A 20,989-nucleotide genomic window follows, 5' to 3' on the forward strand; every position below is an offset into this window, starting at 1 on the left:
GAGCATACGAAGCCCGCGCCCGCCCATCCGGTCACGGGGTGCCCCGGACCCGCCGCGGTCAGTCGAGGGTCTGGACGATCTCGCTGCGCCCGGCCGTGTGCAGCACCCGGCCGCGCGCGCCGTTCACCAGCGGCAGCCAGGGCGCGACGTGCCCGCACTCCACGTCGGCGACGATCGGCACGCCGAGGGGGCCGAGGGCGTCGAGCACGGCCTCGTGCTGGCTGAGCGTGCGGCCGCCGGGGGCGTGGGTGCGGCCCACGAGGACGGCGACCGCACGGTCGAAGAACCCGGCGAGGCGCATGCCGTGCAGATTGCGGCAGATGGTGAACGCGTTGTCCTCGCAGGCCTCGACGTACACGAGCAGCCCCGCGTCGCCGGCGAAGGAGTCGGTGCCCAGATAGGGGGTGCCGGCGAGGTTGGCGAGGGTCTCGATGCAGCCGCCGATCAGCCGGCCCTCGACGTCGACGTCGCCGGTGCCGTCGAGGCGGGTCCAGGAGCCCTCGGCGTCCAGGGTGAGGTCCCGGATCCCGGGGTGCGCGACCCAGTCGTCGTAGCCGCCGGAGCGGTGCCGGCCGGGCGGGGTCTGGGTGAACGCCCGGCCCGGCGCCGCGGTGACGATGTCCAGCCAGGACACGAGCCCCTCGGGCGTGCGGTAGGGGGTGTCCATGAGGTTGTTGCCGTGCACGGTCGCGACACCGGTGAGCAGGGTCAGCGGGGTGCTCAGGGTGGACATGTCCGAGTAGCCGACGAGCCAGGTCGGCTCGGCCCGCCCGATCCGCTCGAAGTCCAGCAGCGGCAGCAGGTCGATCGCGGTCTCCCCGCCCCACGGGGGCACCACGGCCCGGATCGCCGGGTCGGTCAGCATCGCGGTCAGTTCGGCGGCGCGCTCGGCGGCCGGGGCGCTGACGTGGGTCGAGCCGTCCATGCACCGGCCGACGGCGACCTCGTACCCACGCGACTCGATCTCCCGGATCGCGACGTCGAGCCGTCCCCGGAGGGCCTCGGCCACGCCGCTGGACGGGCAGGTGACACCTATACGGTCACCGGGGCGCAGGGGGTCGGGATATCGCACGGTCATGCGCCGGATTCTCGCAGACGGCCGGTAGGTCCCGGCAACGTGTTTACGGCGGGGCCGGGCACGGCCGCCCGGCGTTCAACGCAGCCGCAGCCGCCCGGCGTTCACGACCGGCCAGGACCCGGCGTTCACGACCGGCCCAGGGCCGGCCGGCCGACGCTCAGGACCGGTCCAGGCGCAGCCGTTCGGCCCGGGGCAGACCCGCGACGACGAGGTCGTAGGAGTCCTCGATCAGCTCGCGGACCAGCGTGTCCGGGAGGCCGCCGTCGGCCGTGACGGTGTTCCAGTGCCGCTTGTTCATGTGCCAGCCGGGGACGATCAGCCCCTCGTGGTCGCCGCGCAGCCGGACCGCGTCGTCCGGATCGCACTTGAGGTTGACCGTCAGGGGCCGCGCTCCCAGGTTCGCCAGGGCGAACATCTTGTCCAGCACCTTGAAGACCGAGGTCTCCGGGTTGAACGGGAAGTCCTCCTCGGCCGCGTTGAAGGACAGGCAGAAGGCGCGCAGCTCTTTCGGGGTCACTCGGGCTTGTCCTCCTCGGTGACGGGTGCGGGGACCGGTTCCACCAGGACCGTGACGATCTTGTTCCGGCGCCCGGCCGCGGCCTCCGCCGTCAGTCTCAGCCGGCGCTCGTCGGGCAGTTCCACCTCGGCGGAGGCGCCGGCGATGGGTACCCGGCCGAGGGCCTTGGCGAGCAGTCCGCCGACCGTCTCCACGTCCTCGTCGTCGTACTCCTCCAGGCCGTACAGCTCACCGAGATCGGTGATGTCGAGGCGGGCGGTGACCCGGTACCGCTCGTCACCGAGGTCCTCGACGGGCGGGAGCTCCCGGTCGTACTCGTCGGTGATCTCGCCGACGATCTCCTCCACGATGTCCTCGATGGTGACGATGCCGGCCGTGCCGCCGTACTCGTCGATCACGACGGCGACGTGGTTGCGGTCCTTCTGCATCTCGCGCAGCAGATCGCCGGCGTTCTTGGTGTCGGGCACGAAGACGGCCGGGCGCATGGCCGTGGACACCAGGTCGCCCTCGGCCTCCCGGCTGATGTGCGTCTTGCGGACCAGGTCCTTCAGGTACACGATCCCGACGATGTCGTCCTCGCTCTCCCCGGTGACCGGGATCCGGGAGAACCCGGAGCGCAGGGCGAGGGTGAGGGCCTGCCGGATGGTCTTGTACCGCTCGATGACGACCAGGTCGGTGCGCGGGACCATCACCTCGCGCACCAGCGTGTCGCCCAGCTCGAAGACCGAGTGCACCATCCGGCGCTCCTCGTCCTCGATCAGGGACTCCTTCTCGGCGAGGTCGACCAGCGCGCGCAGCTCCGCCTCGGAGGCGAAGGGACCGCGCCGGAAGCCCCGGCCGGGCGTCAGGGCGTTGCCGATGAGGATCAGCAGGGACGGGATGGGGCCCATGATCCGGGCCAGCGGCAGCAGCACGTAGGCCGCCGCGGTCGCGGTGTTCAGCGGGTGCTGGCGGCCGATGGTGCGCGGGGAGACGCCCACGGCGACGTACGACACCAGGACCATCACGCCGATGGCGACGAGCAGGGCCTGCCAGGTCTTCTGGAACTCCTGCAGGCAGGCGTAGGTGACCAGGGCCGCGGCCGCCATCTCGCAGGTGACGCGGACCAGCAGGGCCACGTTCAGGTAGCGGGTGGGGTCGGCGGCGATCTGGGCGAGCCTGTCGCTGCCGCGGCGGCCGGACTTCACGGCCTCCTCGGCGCGGAAGCTGGAGACACGCGCGAGGCCCGCCTCCGCGCAGGCGGCGAGCCAGGCGACGACGACCAGGGCGATCGCGCCGACCACGATCTGCACGGACATCGGAACCGCTTACGAGACGGTCGGCGCCGGTGACGGCCCGGTCAGGCCGCGCTCACCGCGCCATCCGTCCACGATGGCCGCCTGGAGCCCGAACATCTCGGCCTTCTCGTCGGGCTCCTCGTGGTCGTATCCGAGCAGGTGCAGCACGCCGTGGACGGTGAGCAGCTGGAGCTCCTCGTCCATGGAGTGCTGCGTGTCCGCCTCGGCGCCCTGCTTGGCGGCGACCTCCGGGCACAGCACGATGTCGCCGAGGAGCCCCTGCGGCGGCTCCTCCTCGTCCTTGCCGGGCGGCCGCAGTTCGTCCATCGGGAAGGACATGACATCCGTCGGACCCGGCAGGTCCATCCACTGGATGTGCAGCTGCTCCATGGCGTCGGCGTCCACGACGATCACCGAGAGCTCGGAGAGCGGGTGGATGCGCATCCGAGCGAGGGCGTAGCGGGCGATGTCGAGGATCGCCTGCTCGTCCACCTCGGTGCCGGACTCGTTGTTGACGTCGATCGACATGGTGTTGCCGTGTCTCTACTTCCCCTTGTGCCCGGACCGGCCCCGGCCGCCCTTGTGGGTGCCGTTCTCGGTGCCGTGCTCACTGTCGTACTGCTCGTACGCGTCGACGATACGGCCCACCAGCCTGTGCCGTACGACATCCTGCGACGACAGCCGCGAGAAGTGGACGTCGTCGACGCCCTCCAGGATGTCCTGCACCTGCCGGAGACCGCTCTTGGTCCCGTTCGGCAGGTCGACCTGGGTGACGTCGCCGGTGATGACGATCTTCGAGTCGAAGCCGAGGCGGGTGAGGAACATCTTCATCTGCTCGGGGCTGGTGTTCTGGGCCTCGTCCAGGATGATGAAGGCGTCGTTGAGGGTACGGCCGCGCATGTAGGCCAGCGGCGCGACCTCGATCGTGCCCGCCGCCATCAGCCGCGGGATCGAGTCGGGGTCGAGCATGTCGTGCAGCGCGTCGTACAGCGGGCGCAGGTAGGGGTCGATCTTCTCGTAGAGCGTGCCGGGCAGGAAGCCGAGCCGCTCGCCGGCCTCGACCGCCGGACGGGTCAGGATGATCCGGTTGACCTGCTTGGACTGCAGGGCCTGCACGGCCTTGGCCATGGCGAGATAGGTCTTGCCGGTACCGGCGGGGCCGATGCCGAAGACGATCGTGTGCTTGTCGATCGCGTCGACGTACCGCTTCTGGTTGAGGGTCTTCGGGCGGATCGTGCGGCCGCGCGAGGACAGGATGTTCTGCGTCAGCACCTGGGCCGGGGTCTCCGGCCCGTCGTTCGTGCCGTTCTCGCTCGCCTTGAGCATGGCGATCGAGCGTTCCACCGCGTCCTCCGTCATCGGCTGTCCGGTGCGGAGCACCAGCATCATCTCGTCGAAAACACGTGAGATCAGGGCGACGTCGGCGGGGTCGCCGACCGCGCTGATCTCGTTTCCCCGGACATGGATGTCGGCCGCCGGGAAGGCCCTCTCGATAACGCGCAGGAGGGAGTCGCCGGAACCCAGCACGGTCACCATGGGGTGCTGGGCGGGGACGGTGAGCTCTGCTCTTGCCTGCTCCTGCGCGGGGGTGCGAGCTGTGGGTGTCTGTGTCATGGGCCGGCGCTTAAGGCCTGCGCTTCCTCCTCGTCACGGCCGCACGGCTGAGGGCGGCCTACCGGGTTCCAGAGTACGCCGGAGGGCTGACAAGCCCGTAGGACTTTTCGAACCCCCTCCCGCACGGGGGCCGGGCCGCGGCCCTCCGCCACGGGCCCGGCCCGGCCCCAGCGGACGGCCGAAGCAGCGGCTCGCGGGGACGGCCGAAGCAGCGGCGCCTCCGCACGGCCGACCCGCGACCCCTGCGGACGGCCGCCCCTCGGCCCCTCCGCACGACCGAACCGCGCCCCCTCCGCACGGCCGACCCGCGGCCCCTGCGGACAGCCGCCCCTCGCCCCCTCCGCACGGGCCGAAGCCGGGCACGGCCGCCCGGGGTCCGCCGGGGAACCCTCGCGGCCGGGGGCCGCCCAGGGTTTCCCCCCGCCCGTCAGCCGGACCTGCGGAAGCCGATGGTCGGCACCGCCCGCCGCAGTGGCCAGGGCCGGTCCAGTTCCTCCTCCTCCGGCACCAGCCCCTCGAGGAACGCGTACCGCCGCAACGCCGCCGGATCCTGCCCCTCCACCGACTGCACCCGCCGCCACCACGCCCCGATCTCCGACCATCCCGGCGCCGACAGCGATCCCCCGAACTCCTGCACCGACAGGGCGGCCGTGAGCCCGGCGAACGCCAGCCGGTCGGCCAGCGGCCACCCCGCGAGGGAGCCCGTGACGAACCCGGCGACGAACACGTCCCCCGCGCCCGTCGGGTCCAGCGCCTCCACCGCGATCGCGGGCACCTCGGCGGCCTCACCCGTGCGCCGGTCCACCGCATAGGCCCCCTCCTCGCCGAGGGTCACCACGGCCACCGGCACGTACGCGGTCAGCGCGTGCGCGGCCACCCGCGGGCAGTCGGCGCCGGTGTACCGCTTCGCCTCCTCCGCGTTGGGCAGGAACGCCTCGCAGTGCCGCAGGTCGGTGAGCCCCGCGAGATCCCACGCGCCGGTGTCGTCCCAGCCGACGTCGGCGAAGATCCGGGCGCCGTCGGCGGCGGCCTGGGCGATCCACGGCGCCGTCGTGCCGGGCGTGAGCGAGGCCACGGCCGCGCGGGCGCGGGGCGGGCAGTCGGGCGCCGTCTCCTCCGGGGGCGGCTCGTGCCCGTGGGACACCATAGTCCGCTCGCCCTCGTACGCCATGGAGACGGTCACCGGCGAGTGCCAGCCGGGCACGGTCCGCGAGGCCGACAGGTCGATGCCCTCGCCCCGGGCGAGCGCGTCCCAGCAGTACTCGCCGTAGTGGTCGTCGCCGAACGCCGCCGCGAGGGAGGTCTTCAGGCCGAGGCGGGCCAGGGCGGCGGCCATGTTGGCGACCCCGCCGGGGCTGGAACCCATGCCCCGGGCCCAGGACTCGGTGCCGCGCACGGGCGCCGAGTCCAGGCCGGTGAAGATGATGTCGAGGAAGACCGTGCCCGTGAGGTAGACGTCCCAGGGCGGGTCGCCTGGCGTGCGCAGCGCGGCGAGCGGGTCGACCCGGGCCTGACGGCGCCCGGTCTGTGTGAGGTGTTCCGGTTCCTCTCCGGCGGTGAGGTGCGACGGGGTCACGGTGCGCTCCCTGGCGTGGTGCGGTTCTGGCCAGTGTGCACCAGTTCACGCCGGGCCCGTCCGTGCCGGCCGTCACCGGCGGGGGCATCACCGGAGTGCCGCCCGGTTCGGCCGCGCGCCGCCGCCGCGCCGTCCCCGTGGCGCGGCGCTCCGGGCCGGTACGGCCGGTGCGTACCAGGGGTGTTGGGGGCGGTCAGGGTGAGGCGCCGGCCGCACGGGGTCACCGTGGCCGCTCTGAAGGCTGGCGACGGCCGGGGCGGGACAAGAAAGAGCCCCGTCCCGCAGACAGCGGGACGGGGCTCACCAGGAGCGCCGGGCAGGCCTTGCACCTGCATCTCCCCGCAGGAAGCGGGGCGTCTTTCCTTGGACCACCAACGCACGGTCCGGCACCGGGTGTTCCGGCGACCGCGACGTGATCAACTATAGCGCACATCCGGCCGGGCCACGAAGAGCGACGGAAGCGCTCACGTCTACCCCGTCGAGTCACCCGCAAACGCGGCAGTGATCGGGATCACTCATCCCAACCTTCTTCCACAACCGCGTGCTTGATACAACTAGCTCGCGCGTTCCTGTCCGTCGACGGTCGTCGCCCCTCCCCTCTTCCGAGCCGCTCGGCTCCTTCCGCCTGCCCTGGGAACGCCCGTGTCCGCCTCCCGCACCCTGCCCTGGCCCCTCGTCGCCCTTTTCACGGCCGGGTATCTCGCTCCCTATCTGCTGCCGACCACCGTCGGCAGACTCGACAGCGGGCTGCCGCTCACCGCCACCGAGGCCGGCGCCATCGGCAGTGCCCTGCTGCTGAGTTCGGCCGTGGCGGGGTTCCTGCTGGCGTCCCGGGTGGACCGGACGGGGCCCCGCACGCTCGCCCGCGCCGGCCTCGCCCTCGCCGTCACCGGGTACGGCGCCGCCGCGCTCACCGGAGCCGTCCCGGCAGTCGTCGCGGGCGCGCTCGTCGGCGGGTTCGGCTCGGGCACGGTCACCGCGGTGGCCGCGAGCGGCATCGCGGCCCTCGGGGGGTCCCCCGCCCGGACCGAGCCGAGAGCCTGGGGGAGCGACCCGCACAGCGTCACCACGCTGGGCCTGCTCGGCGTCTCCGCCCTCGCCGGCGCCCTCTACCTGACGATCCCCCACCTCGGCCCGGGCCACGGCCTGCCGCTGGCCGCCCTCGCGCTGACCGCGCTCGCCGCCTGGCCCTTCACCGGCCGCCTGCCCGCCGGCACGGTCCCGGCCCGCACCCCCCTCGGGCACGGCCGGCTCCCCCGTCTCCGCACCGGCCTGCTGCTGGCCGCCGCCATGCCCTGCTGGTCCCTCGCCCAGAACTCCCTCTGGGGTGTCAGCGGTCGCATCGGCCTCGCCCAGGCCCATCTCACCGAGGTCACCGTCGGCGCGGTCTTCGCGGTCGCGCTCGGTGCCGGACTGCTCGGGGTGCTGGGCGCGGGCGCGCTCGGCCCGCGGCTGGGCCGGGCGGTGCCGATCGGCGCCGGTACCGCGCTCATCGCCGGCTGCATCGCGCTCAGCGCGTCGGCCAGGGACCTGCCCGCCTTCGCCGCCGGCGAGATCTCCTGGAACCTGCTCTACCCGGTCGTGCTGTCGTACGTCATCGGGCTCGCCGCCTCCCTGGACCCGCGGGGCCGCTGGGCGGTCCTGGTCGGCTCGGCCTCGTCCCTGGGCACGGCGGCGGGCCCGCTGGCCGGGAGCGTGCTGGCGGGATGGGCCGGGTTCCCGGTGATGGGTCTCCTGCTCGGCGCGGGGCTGCTGGTGACCGCCGTGCCGATGACGGTGGTGGCCCTGCGCTCGGGCAGGCGTCTCCTGCCGGTCGTCGAACTCCCGGTGCGGACGCCCGCCGTGCCCGCCCGGTCCGCCTACGACACCGCGTCCCCGAACTCGTACGCCGCCACCTCGGCGAGGTAGCGGGCGCGCCGCTCCTCGTCGTCCTCGAGGAAGGCGGCCAGGAAGGAGTTGCGGGCCAGCTCCCGCAGCCGCTCCTCGGTGAGCCCCAAAGACGCCTCGACGGCTGCGAAGTTGTCACCGGCGTACCCGCCGAAGTACGCCGGGTCGTCGGAGTTGACCGTGCACAGCAGGCCGGCGTCGAGCATGGCCGGCAGCGGGTGGTCGGCCAGGGTGTCCACGGTGCGCAGCCGGACGTTGGACAGCGGGCAGAGGGTGAGCGGGATCCGGTCCCGGACCAGCCGCTCGACCAGCGCCGGGTCCTCCACGCAGCGCAGGCCGTGGTCGACGCGCTCCACACCGAGCACGTCCAGCGCCTCGGTGATGTACTCCGGCGGCCCCTCCTCACCGGCGTGCGCCACGCGGCGCAGCCCGAGCGCCGCGGCGGCCTCGTACACCTCGCGGAACTTCACCGGCGGATGCCCGACCTCGGCCGAGTCCAGGCCGACCCCGGTGATCCGGTCCAGGTACGGTTCGGCGGCCGCGAGGGTCTCCCGTGCCGACTCGGCCGACTCGTCCCGCAGGAAGCAGAGGATGAGCCGGGTGGACACCCCGTGGTTCTCCTCGCTGTGCCCGAGCGCCCGCCACAGCCCCTCCACGACCGTGCCCATGGACACGCCCCGGGCCAGGTGGGCCTGCGGGTCGAAGAAGATCTCCGCGTGCCGTACGCCCTGCGCGGCGGCCCGGGCCAGATAGGCGTTCGCCAGGTCCGCGAAGTCCCTCTCGGTGCGCAGGACGGCCATCAGCTCGTAGTAGAGGTCGAGGAAGGACTGGAGGTCCTCGAAGCGGTAGGCCTCGCGCAGTGCTTCGGTGTCGGCGTAGGGCAGCTCGACGCCGTTGCGGGCGGCCAGCTCGAACGCCAGCTCGGGCTCCAGGGTGCCTTCGATGTGGAGGTGCAGTTCTGCTTTCGGGAGGGGCATCGAAGCATCGTACGACCCACCCCCGCCGGCCTGCGGTTTCACCGCCGTTTGGGGACCGGGACCCGCTGCAGGTCGTGCGCCACCGTCAGCTCTCCCGCGAACCCGGCCGCCCGCGCCTGCCGCTCGAACTCCCCGGGGTCCGAGTAGCGCTGGCTGAAGTGGGTGAGGACGAGGTGCCGCACGCCCGCGTCCCGGGCCACGGCGGCCGCCTGCCCGGCCGTCAGGTGGCCGTGGTCGGCGGCGAGCCGGATGTCCTCGTCGAGGAAGGTGGACTCGATGACGAGCAGGTCGCAGTCCTCGGCGAGCGCGTGCACCCCCTCGCAGAGCCTGGTGTCCATGACGAACGCGAACCGCTGGCCGCGCCGCACCTCGCTGACGTCCTCCAGCGTCACGTCCCCGAGCCGGCCCTCGCGCTGCAGCCGGCCCACGTCCGGCCCCCCGATCCCGTGCGCGGCGAGGCGCTCGGGCAGCATGCGGCGCCCGTCGGGTTCGGTCAGCCGGTAGCCGTAGGACTCGACCGGGTGCGACAGCCTGCGGGCCTGGAGGGTGTACGACGGGGTCACCGCGAGGGTGCCGTCGGCGGCGACCGGGGCCTCGGTGAGGCGGACCGTCTCCCGGTAGGCCGTGGCGTACCGCAGCCGGTCGAAGTAGCGCTGCCCGGAGCGCGGGTAGTGCGCGGTGACCTCGTGCGGGACCTGGTCGAGGTTGATCCGCTGGATGACCCCGGCGAGGCCGAGGCTGTGGTCACCGTGGAAGTGCGTGACGCACAGCCGGTTCAGGTCGTGCGCGGCGACCCCGGCGCGCAGCATCTGCCGCTGGGTGCCCTCGCCGGGGTCGAACAGGATGCCCTCGCCGTCCCACCTCAGCAGGTAGCCGTTGTGGTTGCGGTGCCGGGTCGGCACCTGGCTGGCGGTGCCGAGGACCACCAGTTCGCGGACGGACATGGCGAGTTATCCGGGAGGCCATTCCAGGCCACGGCCGCCGAGGACGTGCGCGTGGGCGTGCCAGACGGTCTGGCCGGCGCCGCTTCCGGTGTTGAAGACGGTGCGGTAGCTGTCGAGCTTCTCGCCCGCGGCGACCTCCGCGGTCTCGCGCAGGACGTCGGCGCAGAGCTGGGGGGCGCCGGCGGCCAGGGCGGCCGCGTTCTCGTAGTGCGCCTTGGGGATCACCAGCACGTGGGTGGGCGCCTGGGGGTTTATGTCCCGGAACGCGACGGTCGTTTCGGTCTCGCGGACGATGGTCGCCGGGATGGCACCCGCGACGATCTTGCAGAACAGGCAGTCGTCCTGCGGTTCGCCGGCCATACGCTGCGCTCGCTTTCGCCGATGATCGGTACGGGGGCATGCTAGTCGTTCGGGTGCGGGTCCGCGGAGGGCGGTGGCGCGGCCGTCCGCGCCCCCGGGGCCGGCAGGTCGGGCGGCGTTCTCGCGGGGCTGGTCTCCAGTGACTCCAGCGCGAGCCGGATCGCCTCGTCCAGCTGGGCGTCCCTGCCCGCCGCCCAGTCCTGGGGGCGCTGGACGACCTCCACGTCCGGGTCGACGCCGTGGTTCTCCACGTCCCAGCCGGGGCCGTCCAGCCAGATCGCGTACTTGGGCTGGGTGACCAGGGTGCCGTCGACGAGGTGGTAGCGGCTGTCGATGCCGATGACACCGCCCCAGGTGCGGGTGCCGACGACCGGGCCGATGCCGAGGGCCCGGATGGCCGCGTTGACGATGTCGCCGTCGGAGCCGGAGAACTCGTTGGCGACGGCGACGACGGGGCCGCGGGGCGCGTCGAGCGGATAGCTGGTGGGGCGCATGCCGCGGGCCAGGTCCCAGCCGACGATCCGGCGGGCCAGCTTCTCGACCACGAGCTGGGAGGTGTGGCCGCCGCGGTTCTCCCGGACGTCGACCACGAGCCCCTCCCGGGCGACCTCCACGCGCAGGTCGCGGTGGATCTGCGCCCAGCCGGGGGCCTGCATGTCGGGGACGTGGAGGTAGCCGAGCCGGCCGCCGGAGGCCGCGTGGACGTGGGCGCGGCGGCCGGCGACCCAGGCGTGGTAGCGCAGCGGCTCCTCGTCGGCCACGGGGACGACGACCGTGTGGCGCGGTTCGCCGCCGCCCGCCGGGGAGACGGTCAGCTCCACGGGGTGGCCCGCGGTGCCGGCGAGCAGCGGGCCCGGTCCGGTCACCGGGTCGACGGGGTGCCCTGCGACGGCGATGATCGCGTCGCCGGGGCGTACGGCGACGCCGGGCGCGGCCAGCGGGGAGCGGGCGTCCGGGTCGGAGGTCTCGGAGGGCAGGATCCGGTCGATGCGCCAGCTTCCGTCCGCGTGCCGGGAGATGTCGGCGCCGAGCAGGCCGTGCCGGCCGCCGTGGCCGGACCGCGGGGTGACGTACGCGTGCGAGGTGCCGAGTTCGCCGTGCACCTCCCACAGCAGGTCGACCAGATCGCTGTGGGTGGCGAGCCGGGCCAGCAGTGGCCGGTAGCGGGCGAGGACGCCGTCCCAGTCGACGCCGCCGAGGTCGGGCCGCCAGAAGTGGTCGCGCATCAGGCGGCCGGTCTCGTCGTACATCTGCCGCCACTCGGCGGCCGGGTCGACGCTCTGCCGGACGCGGGCGAGGTCGACCGTGACGCTGGTGTCGCCGTCGTCGTCGGCACCGGTACGGCGGTCGCCGGGGACCACCCGCAGCCGGCCGCCGCCCCACACCAGGACGCGCCGGCCGTCGCCGCTGACCTCGAAGTGGTCGGCGTCGCCTACCAGCGGCTCCAGGCGGCGCTGGACCAGGTCGTAGCGCTCCAGCTCGGTCTGCGGATCGGGGTCCTCGGGATGGGCGCGGGCGGCGCCGAGGACGCCGTGCACGGGGTGGCGCAGCCACAGGACGCCGTCCTTGGCGGCGCGCAGCGCGGAGTAGCGCCCGGCCTCGACCGGGAAGGGCACGATCCGGTCGGCGAGGCCGTCGAGGTCGATGCGGGTGGCGGGGGCGCCCTCGCTGTCGGGGGTCTCGTCCTTGTCGGGGGTCTCGAAGGGGCGGCCGTGCCGTTGCGGGCCGAACGGGGACGGGGTGGTGGCGGCCAGCGTGATCAGGTGCGGCCGGGCACCGACCACGAACGCGAGATCGAAGGCGTGCTCGTCGTAGACCGGGTCGAAGGCGCGGTTGGAGAGGAAGGCGAGGTGTCTGCCGTCGAGGGTGAAGGCGGGGGCGTAGTCCTGGAAGCGCAGCGGTGTCGCCTCGGTGACCGACAGGTCGGTGGTGTGCGCGATGCGCAGCTGGGACAGCGGGCGGGGGCCGGGGTGGGCCCAGGCCAGCCAGGCGGAGTCGGGTGAGAAGGCGAGCCCGCAGACCTCGCCGTCGTCGCTGCGGTCGACCTCGCGGACCTCGCCGGTCTCCCGCTCGACGAGCAGCAGCCGTCCGTCGTGCGCGGCGACGGCGGCCCGGCCGCCGTCGGGTGACACGGCCAGTTCCAGGACCCGGCCGAGCTGTCCGGCGGCGAGCCGGCGGGGCGGGGCGCCGGGGACGGTCCCGGTCGCGGGGGCGAACTCCAGGGCGTCCTCGCCCTCCGCGTCCGTCACCCACACCGCCCACTCCTCGCCCTCGGCGCGGAAGGCGCGGGGCAGCCGGGCGCGGACGCCGGGGGTGGCGGCGAGGGCGCGGGCGGGGCCGGAGCGGTGGGTGACCCAGTGGACGCCGCCGCGCACACAGACGGCGCTGCCCCGGGCGGTGTGGCCGGGCGAGGCCTCCGTGAACCAGTGGGAGGCGTTCACCGGATACGGGCACAGGTCCGGGCGGGGTCCGCCGAGCCGGACCCCGAGGCGGCGGGGCTCGGCGCCCTCCAGGTCGTCCAGCAGCCACAGTTCGCCCGCCGAGGCGTACAGCGGCTGCCGTCCCCGGCCGCGTGCCGGGCGTAGAAGCCGTCCAGCGGGGTGTGGCGGCGCAGGTCGGAGCCGTCGGGCAGGGAGGAGTACAGCGCGCCGGTGCCCTCGTGGTCGCTGAGGAACGCGATCCGGTCCCGCACCCACACCGGGCACTCGATGTTCCCGTCGAGCTCCGGGTGGAGCCGTACGAACTCGCCGTCGCCGTCCGGGTCGATCCACAACTTGCCCGCCGTGCCGCCGCGGTAGCGCTTCCAGTAGGCGGCCTCGAGGCCCATCGGCGCGGACAGCAGCACGGTGGCCGGCCCGAAGGCCACGTCGCCGACCGGTCCGTACGGCAGGGTCTCGGCCGGTCCGCCGTCCAGCGGGACGGCGTGCGCCCAGGTGTGCCGGAAGCTGTGCCGGCCCTGCGCGCCGAGGGCGAGCACCCGCCCGTCCGCCGTCCAGCCGCGCACCTGGGTACGGCGGTTGCCCCAGTACGTCAGGCGCTCGGCCGGGCCCCCGTCGACGGGGGCGACGTGCACCTCGGGTGCGCCGTCCCGGGTGGAGGTCCAGGCGAGATGCCGCCCGTCCGGCGAGATCCGGGGCAGGGTCACCGGCACGTTGTCGGCGCTCACCCGCCAGGCGCGGCCGCCGTCGAGGGGCGCGAGCCAGACGTCGTCCTCGGCGACGAACGTCACCAAGTCGCCGTGCAGGTGGGGGAATCGGAGATAGCCGGAGGTCGCCGTGGTTCCCGTCGAAGCACCCTGAGTCACCCCGTCACTGTACGCAGTGGCCGGTGCGTCCCGCTTCCCGTTCCGATCACTTGCCCTCGACGGGGCGGCAGCCGGGGTCGTTCCCGCACCAGACGGTCCGGGTCACGGTGACCGTCACGGTCGGCCGCGGCTGCCCCACGGTGGGCGGCCGGTACGTCGGCCCGGGGGGCGTGGCGTCGCAGTCGCCCAGCCCGCGGACGTGGAACACCCGTCTGCCGCCGACCTCGGCCGTCAGGTCCCCGCGCACGCAGGCGCCGTCGACGGCCTTGGTCACCCTGCCGGTGACGGTGATCTTCCGCCTGTCCCTGGTCTCACCCCGGCAGTCGACGGAGACGACGGTGGTCTCGCTCGGCGACGGCGACTTCCCCACCGCGGGGCCGCCCTTGCCGTAACCGCCGGTGCAGGTGAGCCAGTTGACGTCCACGTGCTCGCGTTCGAGCTGCGCCGTCGCGGTGGTGTCGGTGGTGTAGGCGGCGGTCGCGGAGCTGAGATCGCCCGGCCGGCACGCCGCCATGGCGCCCCCCGTCACCACGACCAGGCCCGCGACGGCGGCCGCCCGCGTCGCACGCCGCCCTCGGGTCCCCGGCGTCCCTGCCGCCCGTGGTGTCCGTACCGCCCATGCCGTCCATGCCCCCATGCAGGGCAGCGTGCCACCGCCGCGGACGGCACGAAAGACCACATACGGCCAGTCACCCTTTCGTGTCCCGGGCCCGCCGGTGCCCTCAGCCGCGCAGCAGCAGCCACTCCTGGAGTTCCACCAGGTTGCCCTCCGGGTCCTTGAGGTGGGCGACGCGCATGCGGTCGGTCATGGGGGCCGGCCCGTGCAGCAGGGTCGCGCCCCGGGAGGTGATCTCCGCGCAGTAGGTGTCGAGATCGTCCACGCGCAGCACGACCATGGAACGGTGGCCGGTGGCGCTCTCGCCCACCTCCCGCAGGAACTCCACCATCATCACCCGGTCCTGCAGCGCGATCCCGGCGGAACCGGCGTGCGGGCTGAACTTCTCGTACGGCCCCTCGGTCGCGCCGGACTGCGGCTTGAGACCGAGGACGTCGGCGTAGAAGCGGTAGCAGGAGGCGAAGTCGGTGACGAGGAGCCGGACTTGGGCGAGTTCCACGGTGTGTCCCCCAGGCGGGTCAGGACCAGCGGCCGGTACGGCCCAGCAGCAGGGCCGCGGCGGCGGTGCCGGCGGTGGATGTACGCAACACGGTAGGACCGAGGACGTACGGCCGCGCACCCGCCTCCGCGAAAACGGCCAGCTCCTCGGGGGAGACACCGCCCTCGGGGCCGACGACCAGCACGATCTCGCCCCGGGCGGGCAGTTCGGCGGTGGCGAGCCGCTCGGCGCCGCTCTCGTGCAGGACGGCGGCGAAGTCCGCCCCGGCCAGCAGCGCGGCGACCTGCCTGGTCGTCGCCGCGTCCGCGACCTCGGGGAAGCGCACCCGGCGGGACTGCTTGCCGGCCTCGCGGGCGGTGGCCCGCCACTTGCCGAGGGCCTTCAGCCCGCGCTCGCCCTTCCACTGGGTGATGCACCGGGACGCCTGCCAGGGCACGACGGCGTCGACGCCGACCTCGGTCATCGTCTCGACGGCCAGCTCGCCGCGGTCGCCCTTGGGCAGCGCCTGGACGACCGTGATCCGCGGCACCGCCGGGGGCTCCTCGTGGACGGGATCCAGGTCACCGACCACCAGGCGGTCCTTGCCCTCGGCCGCCTTGACGACGCCCTCGGCCCACCGGCCGCGCCCGTCGGTGAGGACCACGTCCTCGCCGGCCCGCAGCCGCTTCACGGACACCGCGTGCCGGCCCTCGGGCCCGTCGAGCACGAACTCCGGCCCGACGCTGTCGAGTCGGTCGACGACGAAGACGGGCGCGGTCATCGCCGGTCACCTCCGGGCCCCGGCAGCTCCGACAACGCTGTCCTGGCGTCGGCGAGTTCGGCCGCCAGCAGCTCCACCAGCCGGCCGGCGGGCAGCTCCCGGGCCAGCCGGTGTCCCTGCCCGGCCCACAGCGCCATGCCCTGCGCGTCCCCGGCCTTGGCGGCGGCCTTGCGCAGCGGGGCGGTGAGGTGGTTGATCTCCGGGTACGCGGCGGGGGCGTACGGTCCGTGCTCGCGCAGGAACCGGTTGACCAGGCCGCGCGCCGGGCGTCCGGTGAAGGCGCGGGTCAGCTCGGTACGCACGAACAGCGGGTTGGTCAGCGCCTGTTTGTGCTGCTCGTGGGCGCCGGACTCGGGGGTGGCGAGGAAGGCGGTGCCCAGCTGGGCCGCGCTCGCGCCCGCCGCGAGGACGGCGGCGATCTGGCCGCCGCGCATGATGCCGCCGGCGGCGACGACGGGGATGCCCACGGCCTCGCGGATCTGCGCGATCAGCGACAGCAGCCCGATGCCGGAGCCGTCGTTCTCCGGGACGTCCCGGTGCGTTCCCTGGTGACCGCCGGCCTCCACGCCCTGCGCGATCACCGCGTCGGCCCCGGCCCGCTCGACCGCGCGCGCCTCCTCGGCGGTGGTGGCGGTGACGAGCGTGACGGTTCCCGCCCGGCGCAGCGACTGCAGCGCCTCCCGGCTCGGGACGCCGAAGTGGAAGGAGACGACCGGCACCGGGTTGTCGAGGAGGACGGCGAGCTTGGCGTCGTAGCCGTCGTCCCGGCCGCTGTCCGGATCGCCCAGCTCGGTCTCGTACCAGGCGGCCTCGCCGGCCAGCTGGTGGGCGTAGACCTCGACGGCACCCGACTCGGCGTGCTCGGGCTGGGGCATGAACACGTTCACACCGAAGGGGCGGCTGGTGAGCCCCCGCAGCTGCTTGATCTCCTGGTACATGCCGTCGGCGGTCTTGTATCCGGCGGCGAGGAACCCGAGACCACCGGCCTCGCAGACGGAGGCGGCGAGCTGCGGGACGGAGACACCGCCCGCCATGGGGGCCTGCACGATCGGGTGGGGAAAGAGATCGGTCAGCGCGGAGGACATGAGCGCATGTTGTCACGTCCTCCGAACAAGTCCGAATCCGGGCGTCGCACGGCATAGGACAGGGGCATGAGGGGTACCGGGGCACCCCTCGCACCGCCGTTCACCGCCCGTTGAAGGCGTCCTTCAGCCGTGAGAACAACCCCTGCTGACCGGGCTGGAACTGCCCCTGCGGCCGCTCCTCGCCGCGCAGCTTGGCCAGCTCGCGCAGCAGCCGCTCCTGCTCCGGGTCGAGCTTGCCCGGGGTCTGCACCTCGACGTGGACGATCAGGTCGCCCCGGCCGCCACCGCGCAGATGCGTGATGCCGCGGTCGTGCAACGGGATCGACTGGCCGGACTGGGTGCCGGGCCGGATGTCGACCTCCTCCATGCCGTCCAGCGTCTCCAGCGGCACCTTGGTGCCGAGGGCCGCCGCCGTCATCGGGATCGTGACCGTGCAGTGCAGGTCGTCACCGCGGCGCTGGAACATCGCGTGCGGCAGCTCGTGGATCTCGACGTACAGGTCGCCGGCCGGGCCGCCGCCGGGACCGACCTCGCCCTCACCGGCGAGCTGGATGCGGGTGCCGTTGTCGACACCGGCCGGGATCTTCACGGTGAGCGTGCGCCGCGAGCGGACGCGGCCGTCGCCGGCGCACTCCGGGCACGGGGTCGGGACCACCGTGCCGAAGCCCTGGCACTGGGGGCAGGGCCGCGAGGTCATGACCTGGCCCAGGAAGGACCGGGTGACCTGCGAGACCTCACCGCGGCCGCGGCACATGTCGCAGGTCTGGGCGGAGGTGCCCGGCGCCGCGCCCTCGCCGTTGCAGGTGTTGCAGACGACCGCGGTGTCGACCTGGATGTCCTTGGTCGTCCCGAAGGCCGCCTCGTCCAGCTCGATCTCGATCCGGATCATCGCGTCCTGGCCGCGCCGGGTGCGCGAGCGCGGCCCGCGCTGCGACGCCGTACCGAAGAACGCGTCCATGATGTCCGAGAAGTTGCCGAAGCCGCCGGCCCCGAAACCGCCCGCGCCCGCGCCGCCCGACTGGGAGAGCGGGTCGCCGCCGAGGTCGTAGACCTGCTTCTTCTGCGGGTCCGACAGCACCTCGTAAGCGGCGTTGATCTCCTTGAACCGCTCCTGGGTCTTCGGATCGGGGTTGACGTCCGGGTGCAGCTCGCGCGCGAGCCGACGGAACGCCTTCTTGATCTCATCCTGCGACGCGTCGCGGCGCACGCCGAGAACGGCGTAGTAGTCCGTGGCCACTTACGACTCCGCCAGGATCTGTCCGACGTACCGTGCCACTGCGCGTACCGCTCCCATCGTTCCCGGGTAGTCCATGCGGGTCGGTCCGACCACGCCGAGCTTGGCGACCGCCTCGCTGCCCGAACCGTAACCGACCGACACGACGGACGTGGAGTTGAGTCCTTCATGGGCGTTCTCGTGGCCGATGCGCACGGTCACGCCCGGATCCTTCGCCTCGCCCAGGAGCTTGAGGAGCACGACCTGCTCCTCGAGGGCCTCCAGGACGGGCCGGATCGTGAGGGGAAAGTCATGCCCGAAGCGGGTGAGATTGGCGGTGCCGCCGATCATCAGCCGCTCCTCGTTCTCCTCGACCAGTGTCTCCAGCAGGGTGGAGAGCACGGTGGAGACCGTACCGCGGTCCTCGGCCTCGAAGCCTTCCGGCAGGTCCTCGACCAGCATCGGCACGTCCGCGAACCGGCGGCCCGCGACCCGGCTGTTCAGCCGCGCCCGCAGATCGGCCAGCGAGGAGTCGCCGAACGGCGCCGGGCAGTCGACCATCCGCTGCTCGACCCGGCCGGTGTCCGTGATCAGCACCAGCATCAGGCGCGCGGGAGCCAGCGAGAGCAGCTCCACGTGCCGGACGGTGGACCGGGTCAGGGACGGGTACTGCACGACGGCGACCTGCCGGGTCAGCTGCGCGAGCAGCCGCACCGTGCGCGCCACGACGTCGTCGAGGTCGACGGCGCCCTCCAGGAAGTTCTGGATCGCCCGCCGCTCGGGCCCGGTCATCGGCTTCACGCCCGCGAGCTTGTCCACGAACAGGCGGTAGCCCTTGTCGGTGGGGATGCGCCCGGCGCTGGTGTGCGGCTGCGCGATGTACCCCTCGTCCTCCAGGGCCGCCATGTCGTTGCGCACGGTCGCCGGGGAGACGCCGAGGCTGTGCCGCTCGGTGAGCGCCTTCGAACCGACCGGCTCCTCGGTACCCACATAGTCCTGGACGATGGCGCGCAGGACCTGAAGCCTGCGTTCACTCAGCATCCGCGCGCACCTCCAGCACGTCGTCCCCAGTCGCCTCGGGGCGTCCTCCTGGCACTCTTCCCTCGCGAGTGCCAGCATCCCCCGGCCCAGTGTACGGCTGTCGGGTACACACAAGGCAAGGTCGTCCCCCGCGGTATCGCGTCCGCTCCGGGTCGTACCGCTAGCGTCGCGGTATGACGGTGACTTGGGAAGAGCTGGGGTGGGAGAGGCTGGCCGCCGGCGTCGGGCGGTGCCGACTGCCCGGCTGGGACTGCACGGTGGGGCTGGTCCTCGGCGAGGGTACGGCACTGATGGTCGACGCCGGCTCGAGCGTCGCCGAGGGGGCGCGGCTGCGGGCGCAGGCGCAGCGGCTTTCCGGCGGCCGTGTGACCCATCTCGCGCTCACCCACCCCCACTTCGACCACGTCTTCGGGGCCGCCGCGTTCGCCGGGACGGAGGGGTACGGGGCGGTGGGCGTCGACGCGGTGTTCGCGTACGGCCGCGAGGAGCTGCGCGCGGACGCGATCAGGAACGGTCTGCCGCAGGCCGACGCGGACGAGGCGGTGGACGCGCTCGCCCCGCCCCGGCACCTGGTCTCCGGCGAGTGGACCCTCGGCCTCGGCGGCGGCCACCAGGCCCTGCTGGCCAACGTGGGGCCCGGGCACACCGCGCACGACCTGGCGGTCCTGGTCCCCGGCTCGGTGTCCGGCGGGCCGGAGGTCGTCTTCTGCGGCGACCTGGTCGAGGAGTCGGGTGAGCCCCAGGCGGGCCCGGACGCGGTCCCGTCCCGCTGGCCGGACGCGCTCGACCGCCTCCTCTCCCTGGGCGGCGAGGACGCGCTCTTCGTCCCCGGCCACGGGGCCGTCGTCGACGCGGCCTTCGTGCGCCGCCAACGCGACGACCTGGCAACGCGGTTCGGTGTGACCTGAGACACATTCCCCGGGGCCGCGTGAGCTGTGCCGCTCCGGACGGTGGGTTTCGGCGTGTCGTGGGCTGCGGCATCCGGGTTCTCCTATCGTCATCCGAATGCGCCAGTACTCCGCCGACCTGACCCCGCCGTGGAAGAAGCCGAAGCCCGTGCCGGAAGTGCCGGCCGAGCCGGGCCTGGTGGTGGAGGAACCCGGCAGCGGGTTCTGCGGGGCGGTGATCCGCTGCGAGGCGGGCACGGTGACCCTGGAGGACCGCTTCGGCAAGCACCGGGTGTTCCCGATGGAGCCGCGCGGCTTCCTGCTGGAGGGCAGGGTGGTCACCCTGGTGAGGCCCGCCGCGGGCCCGGCACGGCCCACCCGCACGGCCTCCGGCTCGGTCGCCGTCCCCGGCGCACGCGCGCGTGTGGCCCGCGCCGGCCGCATCTACGTGGAGGGCCGGCACGACGCCGAGCTGGTCGAGAAGGTGTGGGGCGACGACCTGCGCATCGAGGGCGTGGTCGTGGAGTACCTGGAGGGCGTGGACGACCTGCCCGCGATCGTCGCCGAGTTCGGGCCGGGGCCGGACGCCCGGCTGGGCGTGCTCGTGGACCACCTGGTGCCGGGTTCGAAGGAGTGGCGCATCGCGCAGGCGGTGACCAGCGAGCACGCCCTGGTCGTCGGCCACCCGTACATCGACATCTGGGAGGCGGTGAAGCCGGCCGCCCTGGGGATCCCCGGCTGGCCCCGGGTCCCGCGCGGCCAGGACTGGAAGACGGGGGTGTGCCGGGCCCTGGGGTGGCCGCAGAACACGGGGGCCGCCTGGCAGGCGATCCTGGGGCGCGTGGGGTCGTACAAGGACCTGGAGCCGGAACTGCTGGGCCGGGTGGAGGAGCTGATCGACTTCGTCACGTCCGGCGAGGGCTGACCGCCCGGGGCGAGCCTCCGGGGCCGGGACCGACGTCCGCGGCGCACGTCAGAGCCAGGGCTGACCTCTGCGGCACGCGTCCAGACGGGAACCGGTCCCCGCGGCGCGCGTCCGAGACGGGAACGATCCCCACGGCACGCGTCCGAGGCCAGGGCCGGCCTCCGCAAGCGACTCGGCGGCGAGGGCTGACCGCCCGCGAGGAGCCGACCCCGGCGGCGAGGGCCGGTCACCGTGGCGGGAGCCGAACCGGTGGCCGGGCGCCGCCCTCCCCCGGGCCCTGTCAGTCCACCAGACCCCGTCAGCCCACCGGGCCCCGTCCAGTCCACCAGGCCCCGTCAGCCCACCGGGCCCCGTCCAGTCCACCAGGCCCCGTCAGCCCACCGGGCCCCGTCCAGTCCACCAGGCCCCGTCAGCCCACCGGGCCCCGTC

General features: G+C 73.7%; 18 protein-coding genes and 1 pseudogene. 3 read left to right on the forward strand and 16 right to left on the reverse strand.

The genetic code is table 11. The features are described 5' to 3' along the window. Positions 1–58: 58 nt before the first annotated feature. The 6 genes from ABVB68_RS07020 to ABVB68_RS07045 form a co-directional block, all read right to left on the reverse strand. Positions 59–1,078, reverse strand: coding sequence for a S66 family peptidase (locus tag ABVB68_RS07020; protein ID WP_353599988.1), 1,020 nt, complete (start codon positions 1,076–1,078; stop codon positions 59–61). A gap of 157 nt (positions 1,079–1,235) precedes the next feature. After that, on the reverse strand, positions 1,236–1,595 hold the full coding sequence (locus tag ABVB68_RS07025) for an MmcQ/YjbR family DNA-binding protein (RefSeq protein ID WP_353599989.1): 360 nt from the start codon (positions 1,593–1,595) through the stop codon (positions 1,236–1,238). Beyond that, positions 1,592–2,893: a hemolysin family protein gene (locus tag ABVB68_RS07030; RefSeq protein ID WP_353599990.1), complete on the reverse strand. Its 1,302-nt coding sequence runs from the start codon at positions 2,891–2,893 to the stop codon at positions 1,592–1,594. The genes ABVB68_RS07025 and ABVB68_RS07030 overlap by 4 nt, the downstream gene beginning before the upstream one ends. 9 nt (positions 2,894–2,902) lie before the next feature. After that, complete coding sequence (gene ybeY / locus ABVB68_RS07035) at positions 2,903–3,400, reverse strand: rRNA maturation RNase YbeY (RefSeq protein ID WP_353599991.1); 498 nt, start codon at positions 3,398–3,400, stop codon at positions 2,903–2,905. A gap of 15 nt (positions 3,401–3,415) precedes the next feature. Beyond that, positions 3,416–4,486, reverse strand: coding sequence for a PhoH family protein (locus tag ABVB68_RS07040; protein ID WP_353599992.1), 1,071 nt, complete (start codon positions 4,484–4,486; stop codon positions 3,416–3,418). A 427-nt stretch (positions 4,487–4,913) separates the two neighbouring features. Next, on the reverse strand, positions 4,914–6,062 hold the full coding sequence (locus ABVB68_RS07045) for a carbohydrate kinase family protein (RefSeq protein ID WP_353599993.1): 1,149 nt from the start codon (positions 6,060–6,062) through the stop codon (positions 4,914–4,916). A 642-nt stretch (positions 6,063–6,704) separates the two neighbouring features. Between ABVB68_RS07045 and ABVB68_RS07050 the strand changes: the two genes are divergently transcribed. Then, on the forward strand, positions 6,705–7,970 hold the full coding sequence (locus ABVB68_RS07050; RefSeq protein ID WP_353599994.1) for an MFS transporter: 1,266 nt from the start codon (positions 6,705–6,707) through the stop codon (positions 7,968–7,970). On the opposite strand, the gene ABVB68_RS07055 is transcribed toward ABVB68_RS07050, so the two are convergent. The 10 genes and pseudogenes from ABVB68_RS07055 to hrcA all read right to left on the reverse strand — a co-directional run bounded on the left by ABVB68_RS07055 (position 7,922) and on the right by hrcA (position 18,748). Beyond that, the gene (locus ABVB68_RS07055) at positions 7,922–8,926 is read right to left on the reverse strand and encodes an adenosine deaminase (protein WP_353599995.1); all 1,005 of its coding nucleotides are present in this window, start codon (positions 8,924–8,926) and stop codon (positions 7,922–7,924) included. The two genes, ABVB68_RS07050 and ABVB68_RS07055, sit on opposite strands and share 49 nt — an antisense overlap. Before the next feature lie 38 nt (positions 8,927–8,964). After that, positions 8,965–9,870: a ribonuclease Z gene (locus tag ABVB68_RS07060; RefSeq protein WP_353599996.1), complete on the reverse strand. Its 906-nt coding sequence runs from the start codon at positions 9,868–9,870 to the stop codon at positions 8,965–8,967. A gap of 6 nt (positions 9,871–9,876) precedes the next feature. After that, on the reverse strand, positions 9,877–10,230 hold the full coding sequence (locus ABVB68_RS07065; RefSeq protein ID WP_353599997.1) for a histidine triad nucleotide-binding protein: 354 nt from the start codon (positions 10,228–10,230) through the stop codon (positions 9,877–9,879). A gap of 41 nt (positions 10,231–10,271) precedes the next feature. Next, positions 10,272–13,462, reverse strand: a pseudogene (locus ABVB68_RS07070) (S41 family peptidase). 118 nt (positions 13,463–13,580) lie between these two features. Further along, positions 13,581–14,048 carry a hypothetical protein gene (locus ABVB68_RS07075; protein WP_353600051.1) on the reverse strand — a complete coding sequence of 156 codons (468 nt, stop codon included), beginning with the start codon at positions 14,046–14,048 and terminating at the stop codon, positions 13,581–13,583. A 208-nt stretch (positions 14,049–14,256) separates the two neighbouring features. Next, the gene (locus ABVB68_RS07080; RefSeq protein WP_353599998.1) at positions 14,257–14,649 is read right to left on the reverse strand and encodes a VOC family protein; all 393 of its coding nucleotides are present in this window, start codon (positions 14,647–14,649) and stop codon (positions 14,257–14,259) included. A 19-nt stretch (positions 14,650–14,668) separates the two neighbouring features. Further along, positions 14,669–15,409 carry a 16S rRNA (uracil(1498)-N(3))-methyltransferase gene (locus tag ABVB68_RS07085; RefSeq protein ID WP_353599999.1) on the reverse strand — a complete coding sequence of 247 codons (741 nt, stop codon included), beginning with the start codon at positions 15,407–15,409 and terminating at the stop codon, positions 14,669–14,671. Beyond that, positions 15,406–16,494, reverse strand: coding sequence for a nitronate monooxygenase (locus ABVB68_RS07090; RefSeq protein WP_353600000.1), 1,089 nt, complete (start codon positions 16,492–16,494; stop codon positions 15,406–15,408). Before ABVB68_RS07090 ends, ABVB68_RS07085 begins: the two co-directional genes overlap by 4 nt. 100 nt (positions 16,495–16,594) lie before the next feature. Further along, entirely contained in the window at positions 16,595–17,731 is a 1,137-nt protein-coding gene (gene dnaJ / locus ABVB68_RS07095) for a molecular chaperone DnaJ (RefSeq protein WP_353600001.1), read from the reverse strand. After that, positions 17,732–18,748 (reverse strand): heat-inducible transcriptional repressor HrcA, encoded by a 1,017-nt coding sequence (gene hrcA / locus ABVB68_RS07100; protein WP_353600002.1) that lies wholly within the window; start codon positions 18,746–18,748, stop codon positions 17,732–17,734. It lies immediately after the preceding gene. A gap of 173 nt (positions 18,749–18,921) precedes the next feature. On the opposite strand from hrcA, the gene ABVB68_RS07105 reads away from it, so the two are divergent. After that, the gene (locus ABVB68_RS07105) at positions 18,922–19,656 is read left to right on the forward strand and encodes an MBL fold metallo-hydrolase (RefSeq protein WP_353600003.1); all 735 of its coding nucleotides are present in this window, start codon (positions 18,922–18,924) and stop codon (positions 19,654–19,656) included. Between the two features lie 97 nt (positions 19,657–19,753). Beyond that, complete coding sequence (locus ABVB68_RS07110; RefSeq protein WP_353600004.1) at positions 19,754–20,560, forward strand: DUF3097 domain-containing protein; 807 nt, start codon at positions 19,754–19,756, stop codon at positions 20,558–20,560. The last annotated feature ends 429 nt before the right edge of the window (positions 20,561–20,989 follow it).

Origin of the sequence: Streptomyces sp. NPDC096012 (assembly GCF_040426375.1) — a bacterium.
In the GTDB taxonomy this organism is placed as follows: Bacteria; Actinomycetota; Actinomycetes; order Streptomycetales; family Streptomycetaceae; genus Streptomyces.

What these genes read in the sequence shown, in the direction of transcription:
- hrcA (WP_353600002.1), bottom strand. Translation starts at nt 18,748, where the DNA reads ATGCTGAGTGAACGCAGGCTTCAGGTCCTGCGCGCCATCGTCCAGGAC.
- ABVB68_RS07065 (WP_353599997.1), bottom strand. Translation starts at nt 10,230, where the DNA reads ATGGCCGGCGAACCGCAGGACGACTGCCTGTTCTGCAAGATCGTCGCG.
- ABVB68_RS07075 (WP_353600051.1), bottom strand. Translation starts at nt 14,048, where the DNA reads ATGGCGGCGTGCCGGCCGGGCGATCTCAGCTCCGCGACCGCCGCCTAC.
- ABVB68_RS07105 (WP_353600003.1), top strand. Translation starts at nt 18,922, where the DNA reads ATGACGGTGACTTGGGAAGAGCTGGGGTGGGAGAGGCTGGCCGCCGGC.
- ABVB68_RS07090 (WP_353600000.1), bottom strand. Translation starts at nt 16,494, where the DNA reads ATGTCCTCCGCGCTGACCGATCTCTTTCCCCACCCGATCGTGCAGGCC.
- ABVB68_RS07020 (WP_353599988.1), bottom strand. Translation starts at nt 1,078, where the DNA reads ATGACCGTGCGATATCCCGACCCCCTGCGCCCCGGTGACCGTATAGGT.
- ABVB68_RS07060 (WP_353599996.1), bottom strand. Translation starts at nt 9,870, where the DNA reads ATGTCCGTCCGCGAACTGGTGGTCCTCGGCACCGCCAGCCAGGTGCCG.
- ABVB68_RS07030 (WP_353599990.1), bottom strand. Translation starts at nt 2,893, where the DNA reads ATGTCCGTGCAGATCGTGGTCGGCGCGATCGCCCTGGTCGTCGTCGCC.
- ABVB68_RS07110 (WP_353600004.1), top strand. Translation starts at nt 19,754, where the DNA reads ATGCGCCAGTACTCCGCCGACCTGACCCCGCCGTGGAAGAAGCCGAAG.
- ybeY (WP_353599991.1), bottom strand. Translation starts at nt 3,400, where the DNA reads ATGTCGATCGACGTCAACAACGAGTCCGGCACCGAGGTGGACGAGCAG.
- ABVB68_RS07040 (WP_353599992.1), bottom strand. Translation starts at nt 4,486, where the DNA reads ATGACACAGACACCCACAGCTCGCACCCCCGCGCAGGAGCAGGCAAGA.
- ABVB68_RS07085 (WP_353599999.1), bottom strand. Translation starts at nt 15,409, where the DNA reads ATGACCGCGCCCGTCTTCGTCGTCGACCGACTCGACAGCGTCGGGCCG.
- ABVB68_RS07055 (WP_353599995.1), bottom strand. Translation starts at nt 8,926, where the DNA reads ATGCCCCTCCCGAAAGCAGAACTGCACCTCCACATCGAAGGCACCCTG.